We start from the raw sequence: 13,252 nt of genomic DNA, 5'->3' as shown, positions 1-13,252 counted from the left end.
TTTGTTAAAAAAGGAAAGCTAGCAGCTATTGGCTATCTTTGTGCTTTCCAATGATGTCACATGAAATTTGAACAATATAATATCTCCTCAGAAATAAAGGAAAGTTTAGAAGAAATGGGCTTTAAAAAGCCTACAGATATACAGTTTAAGGCCATTCCCTCCATCCTCAACGGGGACGATGTAATGGCGATTGCACAAACCGGTACCGGTAAAACAGCGGCTTTTGCCATTCCTATCCTACACCGCCTGCAACAGCAGGACCGCCGTTACCGGAAAAATAAATACGAAGTGAAATGCCTGGTAATGGTGCCCACCCGGGAACTGGCCATCCAGATAGCAGAAGTTTTTCAATCTATCGCTCAATATACAGAACTCAGTATCCTGGCCCTCGTAGGCGGAGTAGAACAGGCCCCCCAGATCAAAGTACTGGAAAAAGGCGTGGATGTACTCATTGCCACCCCAGGCCGGATGTTCGACCAGATTAACCAGGGACATATTGACCTGAGCCAGGTGCAAACCCTGGTACTCGATGAGGCCGATCATATGCTGGACCTGGGCTTTATCCGCGATATCCGCGACGTGATCAAGCACATTCCCCGCGAACACCAGACCCTGTTTTTCTCAGCTACGCTGAATAAAGACATCAAGGACCTGGCATATTCCGTTGTAAATAATCCTATCCGCATACAAATATCTCCCAAAGACCCTGTTGCTAAAAATGTAAGCCACGCAGTAGCCTTTGTGGAAATGGATGATAAACGTTTCTTCCTGGAAAGACTGATCAAGGAATTTCCGGAAAGCAAAATCCTCGTATTTGTACGTACCAAAGTACGTGCAGAACGCGTAATGGCCGCTATGGCCCGTATCGGGATCAAATCCCTCACCATGCATGGTGGCAAAGAGCAGGGCGACCGGCTCGATGTAATGGCAGAGTTTAAAAAAGGCGATATCAAAGTACTCGTTACCACAGACGTAAACGCACGCGGTATCGATATCCCTAACGTTGATTACGTGGTAAACTACGACTTACCCGATGTCCCCGAAAACTACGTACACCGTGTAGGCCGTACCGGTCGAGGTGTGCAGAAAGGGCAGGCCGTTTCCTTCTGCAGCACGGAAGAAAAACCGATCCTCGAAGAAATCCAGCAATTCCTCGGTAAGGAAATCACTGAAATGAAGATCAATAAAGATGATTACCGCGAAACCATCAGCTTCTCTGAAGATATTCCCAACGACAACTGGCAACTCCTGCTGGATGAACATAACAGGGAAATGGAAGAAGTACAGAAAAAAGTGAAGAAGAGAGCGGCAGCGAATGTGAAGAAAAAAGCGAAGAAGAAATAACAATAAAAAACGTTCCCGGCTTACACCGGGAACGCTACTCAAAAACACTATCTAAATCTGTAACTATTGCTTTACTGCTTCTACGTTTACAGTGATATCAACAGTAGGTGCTACTGCCCATACACCGGAAGGTAATTTGTCTGCATACTTTACGCCATACTCAAGACGATTGATGGTAGTTTTAGCAGTAAATCCTGCTCTTCTCAAACCCCACGGATCTTTAATTACACCATTGTAAGTAACGTCGAAGGTTACACGTTTTGTAGTATTGCGGATAGTAAGATCTGCCAGCAATACATATTTATCACCTGCAACTTTCTTTAAAGAAACGCTTTTCAGGGTAATGGAAGGATATTCTGCTACGTTAAAAAAGTCATCTGTTTTCAGGTGGCCATCACGCTGATCTACACCAGTGGAAATGCTGGTTGCATCTACGGTGAAATCTACTTTCGCGTTCTGGAAATTGGTACTGTCGGCCGTTTCAATGGTGCCATTGAATTTGGTAAAATGACCTTGTACATAGCTCAGTCCTAAGTGCTTTACGCCAAAGATGATGCTGGTATGTGCAGGATCTGCATTCCATTTTACCTGCGCAAAAGTGGCGATGCTGGCTAATACCAGGAGGGTGGTGAAAAAGAAACTTTTCTTCATGGTTGTTTTTTTATTGAATGTGATTAATTATTATTTAGAAAGCTGACGGTCAACGGACCAGCGTCCGGCGCCTTTGATGATCAGTGCAATGTTGATACCAATTACCAGTAAATGATATTCAAAGCCTTCACCTGCCTGGGTACCGCCCCAGTTCATGAAAAATCCGTTAGGGGAGTGAATATTCGCAGCTACCAGCATGATGATGGTCAGCATGGCCGCCCATATCCTGGTGGTAAATCCAAAAAGAATCAGCAATGAACCGATACTTTCGGTGAATATTACCAGGAAAGCAAGGATAGAAGGCGTGCCCTGGGAGGTAAAATACCCCATTGTGGCTTTGAATCCGTAACCACCAAACATGCCGAGTAATTTCTGCGCGCCATGTGGTAACATCACTAATGCTACGGTAATACGGATGATAAAGGAGGTAAGGTTGTCGTCTGTGTGAAGCAATCGTTTAAACATAAAGGTATAATTATTATTAGCGTTTGTACTTTTATTGTATATACAAGTGTTAAGGCAAAAAAAATCAACTACGGAGTTTATCCAGCAATTCATTGATGGTATTCACTTCCTCTTTGGTCAGTTTCTTTGTTACTTCCCGGTGATTCTTTTCCATCACGGGATCCAGCTCTTTTAATAAAGCCAGTCCTTTATCAGTGATCTCAATTTCCACTTTCCGGCGGTTGCTGTCGCATTGCTGACGGGTTAGTAACCCCTTCTGGCGCAATTTCTCTACCAGCCTCGTGGCATTACTCATCTTATCCATCATCCGTTCCTGGATATCCAGCAGGTTCAACGGGTTAGGCCTGCTTCCGCGAAGTATCCGTAATACGTTGAATTGCTGGCTGGACAAATCATATTCCTTCAGCATATGAGAAGCCCCTACCTCCAGCCAGTTACCGGTAAATATGATATTCAGCATGGCTTTTTGGTATTCGTCCTTAAATCGTGTCTGCTTCAGTTCCTCTTCCAGTTTCATAATTACATTTACAACTGTTGTTTATACAACAAAGGTAAATGTATTTTTCATTCTACCAAATTTTCAGGCAAAAAACCGTTTTATTCTGCTTTCAATAATTTCCAGGTGATCATTACCAACGGGATAACTAAAACAATCTGGAACAATGCCTGCCAGACACTGGTGGCCAGCAGGGCGGTTAGCAAGCCTCCTAATATCAGCAGGATGAGAATGAATGGCGCGGCCCCGGCCTTTTTAAAAGTGGGCTTTTTAGTCATAGATCCTGTTCATATCGGGTCAGTTAATTGAACAGCAAGGTTGACATTAATTAACGCATCAGGTGATCAAATCAGGAATTTCCTTTACGCAAAACGATATTTGTAATGAAAAAGGAGAAGGGAAGACTTAAAAAGCCTTCCCTTCTCCTTTTATAATATCAATAAGATAAATTAACTATTCAACCCGCCATCAATTGTCAACGCGGAACCATTGATATACCCGCTTTCCGGGCCTGCCAGGAAGCTCACCAGGTCAGCTACATCAGTGGCTGTACCATAGTGCCCGAGCGCAATATGCTGACGTTGATAATCTGCATGAGGGCCATCAGCCGGATTCATATCGGTATCTACCGGTCCCGGCTGTACGAGATTGGTGGTAATACCCCTGGAACCCAGGTCGCGCGCCAGCCCTTTATTAAACGCTGTAAGGGCGGATTTACTCATACTATACAGGGTGCCCTGAGGACCTACCACACGGTCGGCCATGCAACTGCCAATGGTAATGATCCTGCCGCCGCTGCCCATATGCCGCGTGGCTGCCTGCGTGGCTACAAACACTGCACGGGTGTTTACGGCCATTGTATGCTCATAGTCTTCCAGCGTATATTCGGAAAATTCTTTCATCACGGCCGTGCCGGCGTTATTAACGAGTATGTCTATACGACCATGACTGTTCACCGTATGATCCACAGCGGCCAGTACTGCATTCACATCAGCGCTGTCTGCTGCTACCGCGGTAGCTTTCTGCCCTTTTGCGGTTATTTCTTCTACCAGCGCCGCCGCCGGTGCTGCGCCCTTTACATAGGTGAATACCACTGTGGCGCCTTCTCCGGCTAAACGCTTTACAATGGCGGCGCCCATACCGCGACTACCTCCTGTTACCAGGGCTATCTTATTTTCCAGACGTTTCATAAATAATGATTTTATGCTGGCAAAGCTAGTCCGGCTAACCCGTGTAAAGAAGAGGAGTACTAATTGTTAACTACTAACCTTCATGTTAGAATTGGGCTGGAGGTACTTTTCACGGAGTATGTTCAGATGGTGCGCCTGGTGACCGGCAATGGCAAAGCCCAGCGCAAGTACCGGCATCTCCGTTTTCCAGCACATACCTGTTCTTAACAGCGCTGCGTCGGATAAATTATTGAACTGCATAATGCTGGCTGCACGTACTGCTTTCAGTTCTGCCAGTATTTCAGATACGCTCCGGTCATCTATTTCTGTATTTGCCGCATAGTCATCCTGTTCCATCGTTGGCGGTACCTGAACATCTTTCCGGGCAAATAACAGGGCGCGGAAGGAGAACACCCGCTCAGTATCCGTAATATGCTGCAATACATTCTTTAAGGTCCATTTACCGGGGCCATAGGCATAGTTGCCCAGTGGTTCCAGCTCAGCGGCGTCAAATTCGTCCAGTGTCTGCAACGACTGTTCCAGCGCGGTTTTAATGTCTACATCCGGCACAAGGTTGATATAGGTGGAATAATATCCGGGGTCCGGATGGATGGCATTTTTTTTCATCTGGTGAGTTTTTTAAGGAGGATGAATATACGAACATTTTCTCCCGGCAACAGACCGTTCCCCGTACTTATATCATCTTAATAATATATTTAATATATTTGTAAGTAATATATCCTGACTACCTACAATCTCTTTCTATGAAATATCTGTTACAATGCCTGCTACTGCCGGCATTCATCGGATTTGCCACCACCCTGTCCGCGCAGGAGAAAAGCAGTAATACCCCCTCCCAATGGGACGCCCGTTGGATTTCCGGCAATGATGCCGCCCCTGCCGCCTACGGGGTATATCTTTTCAGAAAACAGTTCCAGCTACTCAATTATTCCGGTCCTTTTATCATCCACCTTTCTGCGGATAACCGTTACCGTTTGTATGTAAACGGCCGCTTCGCCGGCATGGGGCCCGCACGCTCAGACCTCGCCAACTGGTACTACGAAACAATTGATATCAGCCCTTACCTGAAATATGGCATCAATGTAATTGCCGCGGAAGTGGTCAACTTCGGACCTTATAAGCCGCGCGGCCAGTTCACTAACAGCACCGGTCTGCTTATCCAGGGACATACCTCCCGCGAAGCGGCTATTATCAACACCGGGTCTGCTTCCTGGAAGGTAATGGAAGATGAGTCGATACATCCGGCGGCCGTGAAAACTACGGAGAACATTTTCTACGGCGCCTTTCCCGGCGACAGCATTACCGCGCAATACCATCCCTGGAGCTGGGAACAGCCGGCATATAACGATAGCGCCTGGGAACCCGCGGCACCAGGTGCACGTGTGGCGCTGCAAGGCCACAGTGCGGCTAACTGGCCGTTGCTTACACCATCGCCCATTGGCCGTTTACACCAGGAACGGCAATCATTCACCGGTATTGTTTCACAACAGGGCATTACGGCGGAGGCAACCCTGCTGAAGGGAACGGCACCACTAACCATTCCTGCTAAACGAAAAGTTAAGCTGCTGCTGGACGCCGGGCAACAAACCACCGGTTTTCCTGAAATGCTGATCAGCGGCGGACTGGATGCCGGTATAAAAATTACTTATCGGCCAGCATATTCCAGCAGCACAGTGATACAGGATGTTATTCATCCCGATGGCGGCACCCGCCGTAAGTTCATGTCTTCGGGTTACCGCAGCTTCCGGTATGTACAGCTGGATATTGAAACAGGCAAGGCGCCGCTCACATTGCACGACTACTACAACGTATATACGCAGTATTTGCTGAATGATAAATCGGCCTTTACTGCCGGCGCAGCGGCAGATTCCCTTTGGGCCACCGGCAAAAGGGCGGCGCTCACAGGTGCGCAGGATAACCTGTATAATGATCCGTTTAATGCGCAGTTACAATATATACAGGACGCCCGTATACAGGGGCTTGCCATCAGTTTTTTTTCGGGAGATGATCAACTGCTCAGAAATGCGCTGGTACAAACAGATCAGTCGCGTATCCCGGAGGGGCTTGTCCGTTCCCGCTACCCGTCAGACGACCGGCTGGTATCGGTAACGGATGCATTGGTATGGATCGGTGCACTCCACGATTATCTGCTCTATAAGGCAGATAAAGAACTGGCGAAGCAATGCTTCCCCGGCATACGCAGTACCCTCGATTGGATGGATCGCTACCAGGACCCCGCCACGGGCCTGCCCGGCAATATACCTTATAATGATAGCGTGGCGCTGTCGCCCATCACAGGCCAGTATCTGTATGCCCTGCGGCAGGCGGCTGTTATTGCAGGCTATTGCGATAAGCCTGCCGACTCCCTTGCTTATACGCGCATTGCAGATAAAGCGAGAGAAATATGGTATCAGCAATGTTATGACGCCGGGAAAGGGCTGTATGCGGAAACACCGGCAAAGAAAACGTTCTCGCGCTGCACCAATGCCCTGGCTGTGCTGGCGCAAGCGGTGCCGCCACGGCAGGTAAAGAGTGTAATGCAGCGTTTAATGGCTGAAAAACAGTCGCCGGAAGAATCGCTGCGTGAAAAGTATTATATCTTCAAAGCGATGCAGGAAACTGGTATTACAGAAACGTTTCCGGCGGAATTACAGTCGCTCGCAACGCAACTGGAACCAAACAACGCAGCAGCTTACCAGGCAACCGCCTCGGTGGCTAATCTCTTCCTGCTGGGTATTACGGCAGGCATCCAGTCGGCCTCCTATGGCTTCAGAACAGTATTGATCGCACCAGATCCCGGCGCCTCGCCGCAGGTAAAGGCGACAATGGTGCATCCGGATGGTTTAATAGAAGTGGACCTTGCGTTTAAAAATAATCGTGTAACCGGCACCGTTAGGGTTCCGTTCGGTATCACCGGGAAATTCCGCTGGCGCGGAAAAGAGATCACCCTGCATGGAGGGCCGCAGGAGGTTTCGCTGTAACACGGGTATTGTCCTGCTCCAGGACAATACCCGTGGCGCCTACGCTACCCGTTTTCTTTTCGAGTAAAAATAATTTATGCCCAGTGCCCCGATACAAATGAACAATCCAAAGAATTCACGTGTTTCTTCAATCCAGGGCTTGGTTGCTTTCATAGTTTCGGCGAGGTTCTCCGCATTATGTTTCGTGAACCAGTCTTCCACCCCGTTCTGGTCAAAAAATTTATAAATGGCATAAGCCAGGTATACCAGTATACCGGCAATATACCATTTCGGGTAAAAGCGGTTACGGGCAGCAAACCAGCAAAGCAGGGCAGAATAAAGATAGATGGGCATCCATATATAGGGATCAGGATCATTATACTGTAAGCCTGCAAATAAAACGAACATCAGGCAAAACACAATATTCAATACTTTCATGACACAAAAATTAGGGCTTAAACATACACAAAGAATTTCAAAAGTATTCCTTGTATTATTTTATCCCGGCAGTGTGGAATAGTGGAATAACGATCTGCAATTTTGTCACTTTTAAAGAAAATGTTAAAAGACTACTTGTTTGAGCTAAAATAATGTTATATATTCGAAATCATTACACAATTCCACGTGAGAACCAAAATCTGAGGGTAGAAATGTTTGTTACTAGAGCAAAAGATTCTCACAGTTATTATTAGTTATCGTATTGAATTCACTATCAATAAACAATTAAACAAAAGTCAAATGACCTGAATCAGCTTGACCATCAGTGTTTGTTTTATAGTATAATTCATCATTCAACATCAGTAGTTATCGCTTAACTGTTGAACAGACACTCATTCCTTTTTTAACACCGTGTAGCGCATCATGCACGTGTGAAGAAAAACTAATGCTTTGTATTTATTGAAAATTGACCTGCCGCAAAACAATCAATGCAGCGGGTAGGAGATCTGTATGCAAAGTTGTGACTGTTCAATAAGGTGACATATAGATAGGAATCCTTATTTACTAACAATTTTTCTTAAACGTTTCCCTTAAATCACGTTATGAAAAAGCAATTTTACCAGGCACTCGCCGTACTATGCGGCCTCTTGTTGCTATTGGCCGGCAACAACGTATCAGCACAAACAAAAATTACGGGTAAAGTAACGGACAAAGCTTCAGGCAATGCGCTGCCAGGCGTTACTGTGTTTGTGAAAGGCACCAACAGGGGTACTGCCACAGACCCCTCCGGTACTTTTTCCCTTATGGCCAAATCAGGCGAAACACTTGTATTCTCCTTTGTAGGATATGATCCGCAGGAAGCAGTAGTGGGAGCCGGACCAGTAAACGTTTCTCTCACCGAGAAAGTAGGATCACTGGAAGAAGTAGTAGTAACCGGTTATGCCAGCCAGAAAAAGAAAGACCTTACCGGTGCTGTATCTATTGTGAAAGTAGAAAATCTTACCAAACAGCCTACCTCCCAGATAGCCAATCAGCTGCAGGGACAGGTTTCCGGTGTTACCATCCTCGGCTCCGGCCAGCCAGGCCAGGAACCACAGGTGAAGATCCGCGGCGTAAATACCTTCCAGAGTAATACACCGCTGTATGTGATCGACGGAGTACCTATCTCCAACCTCACCGACGTAAATCCCAACGATGTACAAACCATGCAGGTATTGAAAGATGCAGGCGCTGCCTCTATCTACGGATCCCGTGCAGCCAACGGCGTTATCATCATCACCACCAAAAGAGGAACCGGTAAAGTAAAGGTTTCTTATGATGGCTATTATGGTACACAACGGCCCAAAGGCGGAAATGTATGGAATATCCTCAGTCCGCAGGAACAGGCCAACCTGAAGTGGATGGCCATTGCCAATACCACCGCTAACCCTGTATATAACGATGAACAATATGGTTCCGGCGCCACACCACGCCTGCCGGATTATATCGCTCCTCAGGGCGCGATGGAAGGAGATCCCGGCACGGATCCATCTACCTACTTCGTAAATCCAAACTACAAGGTAGCCAGTGATGTGGATGGTTTTCACCGTATTGTAAAAGCTAATAAATCCGGTACGGACTGGTTCCATGAAATATTTAAACCTGCACCTATCACCAGCCACAATATTTCAGTAGCTGGTGGCGGCGATATCGGCAGCTATTTTTTCTCTTTCTATTACTTTAATCAACAGGGTACATTAACCAATACTTATAACAAACGTTACGCAGTTCGCGCCAACAGTACCTACAATATTACAGATCATATCCGGGTAGGCGAAAACATGTCTTATTCCCTGATCAGTAACCCACAAATAGGCGCACTTACGGAAGGTAGCGGTATTGGTATGGCTTTCCGCGAAATGCCTATTATCCCGGTACATGATATTAAAGGCAACTACGCAGGTAGCTTTGGTAAAGGTTTGGGTAATGCCCGCAACCCTGTAGCTATCCAGGATCGCTTTGGTACTACCAAAACGCTGGCCAGCCGCCTGCTGGGCAACGTGTTTGCAGAAGCAGACATCCTGAAGCATTTTACACTCCGTACCAGCTTCGGCGGTGAAATCTATTCTTTCAACAACCATAGCTTCACCTTACCTGAATATGAAAATGCTGAAAATAATAAAGTAAACTCGTATACAGAAAATTCAGGAACCGGTTACGACTGGACCTGGACCAATACACTCACCTATCATCAGAACTTCAACCAGGTACACGACCTGAAAGTATTGTTAGGTACGGAAGCATTCGATAACAAGGGTAGTATTGTTGGGGGATCTAATCTTGATTATTTTACTTTTGATCCGGACTTTACCAATCTCAGTACTGGTAGCGGAACACCTACCAACTACAGCAGCCGTTTCTCTGATGGATTGTTCTCCTTGTTTGCCAGGGTAGACTACTCTTATAAAGACCGTTATTTATTGGGTGCTTTAATTCGTCGTGACGGCTCTTCCCGGTTCGGTTCTGCCAACAGGTATGGTAACTTCCCGGCAGTAAGCGCCGCCTGGCGTATTTCACAGGAGGAATTCATGAAGGGTATCAGCTGGCTCTCCGATCTGAAGATCCGCGGAGGCTATGGTATCATGGGGAACCAGATCAACGTAAACCCGCAGAATGCCTTCACCGCTTACGGATTTGAAAAAGGAAATTCCTTCTATGATCTGAAGGGTACTTCGAACTCCATTTTACAGGGCTTCTATCGCACACGTATCGGTAACGTCAATGCGAAATGGGAAAGTAACGTGAACGCCAATATCGGTATAGACGCTACCCTCTTCAAAGGCGCTCTCGAAATCACTGCGGACTATTACCGTAAAGATGTAAGAGATCTGCTCTACAACCCGGAATTACCAGGCGTTTACGGTATAGCTGCAGCTCCTTATGTGAACGTGGCACAAATGAAAAATAAAGGATTCGATTTCTCTGCTACCACCAACCTGAATCTTACCAAAGATCTCAAACTGGAACTGAACGGTAACATCACTACGTACAATAATGAAATCGTTAAAATATCAGATGCTGCGCCTTACTTCGACCAGGAGCAGCGCAGGTTTAACGGCACATTTATTATCCGTAATGCTGTCGGACAATCTATCAGCGAATTTTTTGGTTATAAGGTAGATGGATTCTGGAACAGCCAGGCAGAAATAGATGCAGCAAACGAAGCCACCAGGAAACAGTATAACGATAATTCATTGGTATACCAGACCGATACAAAACCAGGCCGCTTCAAATATGCAGATGTGAATGGCGACGGCAGGGTTACAGAAGCCGACCGTACTTACCTCGGTAATCCCAATCCGAAGTTCAGCTATGGCATCAATATCAACCTCACTTATAAAGCCTGGGATTTCAGCATGTTCTTATACGGCGTACAGGGTAACAAGATCTGGAACCAGGTGAAATGGTGGACCGACTTCTATCCTTCCTTCGAAGGTGCGAAAAGCAAAACAGCCCTGTATGATTCCTGGCTGCCAACCCGTCAGAACGCCACAGCGCCCATCCAGGAAACATCTCCGTCTTTCAGTACTTCCAACGTACCCAACTCTTATTTTGTTGAAAACGGTTCTTATCTGCGTGCAAAAAATATGATACTGGGATACACTATACCAAGTAACGTACTCCAGAGAATTGGTATCACAAAATTCAGGGTTTATGGTCAGGCTGCAAACCTGTTTACCATCACCAAATACTCAGGTATAGATCCTGAAATTACCGGTGGTACCAGCAATTTCGGCGTGGACGAAGGAGCTTATCCTAATCAGCGTCAGTACCTGCTTGGTGTGAATGTAACATTCTGATAATTTTTTCCTGAAAAGTAAAATTGAGAAAAATGAAAACATTACGATATTTAAGTGTAATTCTTGCGTTGGCAGCAGTAGGAATCGGTGGTTGTAGCAAGAGCTTCCTGGAACGGGGACCACTCGGCTCCCTCAGTGACGAAATTGTGGCGAATAAAGCCGGTATTAACTATTTACTGGTAGGCGCCTATGCCTCGCTCGATGGGCAACAAACCGCCCAGGCAGCCCTCGGTGGCGGCGGGCCGTGGGAAGCGTCTCCTACCAACTGGATCTATGGCAGCGTAGCTGGTGGCGACTCACACAAAGGTAGCTTCAGTGGTGACCAGCCCGGTATCGACCCTATTGCTAAATTCACAGTAGATCCCAGCAACGGTTTCTTCAACACTAAATGGAGAGCGGTGTATGAAGGCGTAATCCGCTGTAATACGGTACTGGCAAAACTTCCAATAGCAACAGATATGAGCGCCGCCGAAAAAACACAAGTGGAAGCAGAAGCCCGTTTCCTCCGCGGACACTACTATTTTGAACTGAAAAAACTGTTCAATAAAGTGCCTTATATCACAGATACCACGATAGAAGTCCGTGTTAAAAATGATAAGGATATCTGGCCTTTTATTGAAGCCGATTTTAAATTTGCTGCAGATAACCTGCCCCCTACACAAAGCGATGTGGCAAGAGCAAATAAATGGGCTGCACAAATCTACCTGGCCAAAACATACCTGTACCAGAAAAAGTACACAGAAGCAATGCCGCTATTTGATCAGGCCATTGCCTCAGGCGTTACTTCCAATGGTCTTAAATACGCCCTCACAAACGCATTTGAAGACAACTTCGATGCCGCCAAAAAGAATAATTCAGAGTCCGTATTTGCCATCCAGATGACGGCAAATGATGGTACCAATACCATCGCCAATGCGAACCAGGGCGAAATGCTGAACTTTCCGTACAACAGCCCATTCGGCTGCTGCGGATTTTATCAGCCTACCCAGGACCTCGTAAACTCCTATCGCACAGATCCCGCTACCGGTTTGCCTAACCTCGATACCTGGAACGCAAACCCCGTGAAAAACGATCAGGGCATCGTGTCTACCACACCGTTCACACCGGAAACAGGTACACTGGATCCACGTCTCGACTGGACCGTTGGCCGCCGTGGGGTACCTTATCACGACTGGGGCAATCACCCTGGTGCTAACTGGATCAGGGACCAGAAATATGCCGGCCCTTATGCGCCAAAGAAAATGGTATACTGGCAGTTTAACCAGGACAAATACAAAGATGCACACTCCTGGGCGCCGGGATCCGCTATCAACGTACTGTTGATCCGCTTTGCCGACGTAATCCTCATGTCTGCCGAATGCCATGCCCAAACCGGCGACCTCCCCGGAGCTACCGCTTTGGTAAACCAGATCCGCGACAGGATGATCAATCACCCTGAAAACTGGCTGCATAAATATAAAGACGATACGAAACCTATGTTAGGCTTCGATCCTACCCAAATGGCAGCCAATTACAAAATAGGCAGGTACACCGCTACTTTTTCAAGTAAGGACCAGGCATTAAAAGCCATCTATTTTGAACGCAAACTGGAACTGGCTACAGAAGGCCACCGCTTCTTCGATCTCGTACGCTGGGGCATTGCCGATGTGGCGCTGAATGCCTTTATCCAATACGAATCAGCTATCACCGACGACCTGAAAGGCGGACACTTTACAAAAGGGAAAAATGAATACTTCCCCATCCCGCAACGTCAGATCGATCTGACAATGGTAGGCGGAACAAGAGTACTCGATCAGAACCCGAACTACTAATAACAGCTATATCTGTCGCTTTTTTAAACACAACGAATGCAGCGGATCTTTTTCGCTG

Annotated in this window: 11 protein-coding genes; 4 read left to right on the top strand and 7 right to left on the bottom strand. The window is 46.7% G+C overall.

Going from position 1 to position 13,252, the window contains the following annotated elements:
* Window positions 1-60: 60 nt before the first annotated feature.
* A complete protein-coding gene (locus V7S65_RS18760) occupies window positions 61-1,344 on the top strand; it encodes a DEAD/DEAH box helicase (RefSeq protein WP_079469594.1) in 1,284 nt (427 codons plus the stop codon).
* A 63-nt stretch (window positions 1,345-1,407) separates the two neighbouring features.
* Here the strand turns inward: V7S65_RS18760 and V7S65_RS18755 are convergent, their stop codons facing one another.
* From V7S65_RS18755 to V7S65_RS18730, 6 genes are all read right to left on the bottom strand, one after another.
* Window positions 1,408-1,995 (bottom strand): YceI family protein, encoded by a 588-nt coding sequence (locus V7S65_RS18755; protein ID WP_336387543.1) that lies wholly within the window; start codon window positions 1,993-1,995, stop codon window positions 1,408-1,410.
* Between the two features lie 30 nt (window positions 1,996-2,025).
* The gene (locus V7S65_RS18750) at window positions 2,026-2,460 is read right to left on the bottom strand and encodes a DoxX family protein (protein ID WP_111576892.1); all 435 of its coding nucleotides are present in this window, start codon (window positions 2,458-2,460) and stop codon (window positions 2,026-2,028) included.
* A 64-nt stretch (window positions 2,461-2,524) separates the two neighbouring features.
* Window positions 2,525-2,977, bottom strand: coding sequence for a MarR family winged helix-turn-helix transcriptional regulator (locus V7S65_RS18745; protein WP_181784984.1), 453 nt, complete (start codon window positions 2,975-2,977; stop codon window positions 2,525-2,527).
* 80 nt (window positions 2,978-3,057) lie between these two features.
* Window positions 3,058-3,234, bottom strand: a complete 177-nt coding sequence (locus V7S65_RS18740; RefSeq protein WP_336387542.1) for a hypothetical protein — start codon at window positions 3,232-3,234, stop codon at window positions 3,058-3,060.
* Between the two features lie 171 nt (window positions 3,235-3,405).
* Window positions 3,406-4,146 carry a 3-oxoacyl-ACP reductase family protein gene (locus V7S65_RS18735; protein ID WP_079469589.1) on the bottom strand — a complete coding sequence of 247 codons (741 nt, stop codon included), beginning with the start codon at window positions 4,144-4,146 and terminating at the stop codon, window positions 3,406-3,408.
* Between the two features lie 66 nt (window positions 4,147-4,212).
* Window positions 4,213-4,752: a DinB family protein gene (locus tag V7S65_RS18730; RefSeq protein ID WP_336387541.1), complete on the bottom strand. Its 540-nt coding sequence runs from the start codon at window positions 4,750-4,752 to the stop codon at window positions 4,213-4,215.
* 137 nt (window positions 4,753-4,889) lie between these two features.
* Between V7S65_RS18730 and V7S65_RS18725 the strand changes: the two genes are divergently transcribed.
* Window positions 4,890-7,127: an alpha-L-rhamnosidase N-terminal domain-containing protein gene (locus V7S65_RS18725; RefSeq protein ID WP_336387540.1), complete on the top strand. Its 2,238-nt coding sequence runs from the start codon at window positions 4,890-4,892 to the stop codon at window positions 7,125-7,127.
* A 39-nt stretch (window positions 7,128-7,166) separates the two neighbouring features.
* On the opposite strand, the gene V7S65_RS18720 is transcribed toward V7S65_RS18725, so the two are convergent.
* A complete protein-coding gene (locus V7S65_RS18720; RefSeq protein WP_111576889.1) occupies window positions 7,167-7,544 on the bottom strand; it encodes a transmembrane 220 family protein in 378 nt (125 codons plus the stop codon).
* Between the two features lie 602 nt (window positions 7,545-8,146).
* Here V7S65_RS18720 and V7S65_RS18715 point away from each other — a divergent pair.
* Both V7S65_RS18715 and V7S65_RS18710 read left to right on the top strand, forming a co-directional pair.
* Window positions 8,147-11,383 (top strand): SusC/RagA family TonB-linked outer membrane protein, encoded by a 3,237-nt coding sequence (locus V7S65_RS18715; protein WP_336387539.1) that lies wholly within the window; start codon window positions 8,147-8,149, stop codon window positions 11,381-11,383.
* A 32-nt stretch (window positions 11,384-11,415) separates the two neighbouring features.
* Window positions 11,416-13,194: a RagB/SusD family nutrient uptake outer membrane protein gene (locus V7S65_RS18710; RefSeq protein ID WP_336387538.1), complete on the top strand. Its 1,779-nt coding sequence runs from the start codon at window positions 11,416-11,418 to the stop codon at window positions 13,192-13,194.
* The last annotated feature ends 58 nt before the right edge of the window (window positions 13,195-13,252 follow it).

Origin of the sequence: Chitinophaga sp. CCNWYY40, from assembly GCF_037483205.1 — a bacterium.
Taxonomy (GTDB): domain Bacteria; phylum Bacteroidota; class Bacteroidia; order Chitinophagales; family Chitinophagaceae; genus Chitinophaga; species Chitinophaga ginsengisegetis.
The sequence above is the reverse complement of the archived record's forward strand: the minus strand, read 5'-3'. Positions and strand labels throughout refer to the sequence as shown.

Bases quoted from the DNA above. Each gene is read 5' to 3' on its own strand.
- V7S65_RS18730 (WP_336387541.1), bottom strand. From the start codon at position 4,752: ATGAAAAAAAATGCCATCCATCCGGACCCCGGATATTATTCCACCTAT.
- V7S65_RS18725 (WP_336387540.1), top strand. From the start codon at position 4,890: ATGAAATATCTGTTACAATGCCTGCTACTGCCGGCATTCATCGGATTT.
- V7S65_RS18735 (WP_079469589.1), bottom strand. From the start codon at position 4,146: ATGAAACGTCTGGAAAATAAGATAGCCCTGGTAACAGGAGGTAGTCGC.
- V7S65_RS18715 (WP_336387539.1), top strand. From the start codon at position 8,147: ATGAAAAAGCAATTTTACCAGGCACTCGCCGTACTATGCGGCCTCTTG.
- V7S65_RS18755 (WP_336387543.1), bottom strand. From the start codon at position 1,995: ATGAAGAAAAGTTTCTTTTTCACCACCCTCCTGGTATTAGCCAGCATC.
- V7S65_RS18760 (WP_079469594.1), top strand. From the start codon at position 61: ATGAAATTTGAACAATATAATATCTCCTCAGAAATAAAGGAAAGTTTA.
- V7S65_RS18720 (WP_111576889.1), bottom strand. From the start codon at position 7,544: ATGAAAGTATTGAATATTGTGTTTTGCCTGATGTTCGTTTTATTTGCA.
- V7S65_RS18745 (WP_181784984.1), bottom strand. From the start codon at position 2,977: ATGAAACTGGAAGAGGAACTGAAGCAGACACGATTTAAGGACGAATAC.
- V7S65_RS18710 (WP_336387538.1), top strand. From the start codon at position 11,416: ATGAAAACATTACGATATTTAAGTGTAATTCTTGCGTTGGCAGCAGTA.
- V7S65_RS18750 (WP_111576892.1), bottom strand. From the start codon at position 2,460: ATGTTTAAACGATTGCTTCACACAGACGACAACCTTACCTCCTTTATC.
- V7S65_RS18740 (WP_336387542.1), bottom strand. From the start codon at position 3,234: ATGACTAAAAAGCCCACTTTTAAAAAGGCCGGGGCCGCGCCATTCATT.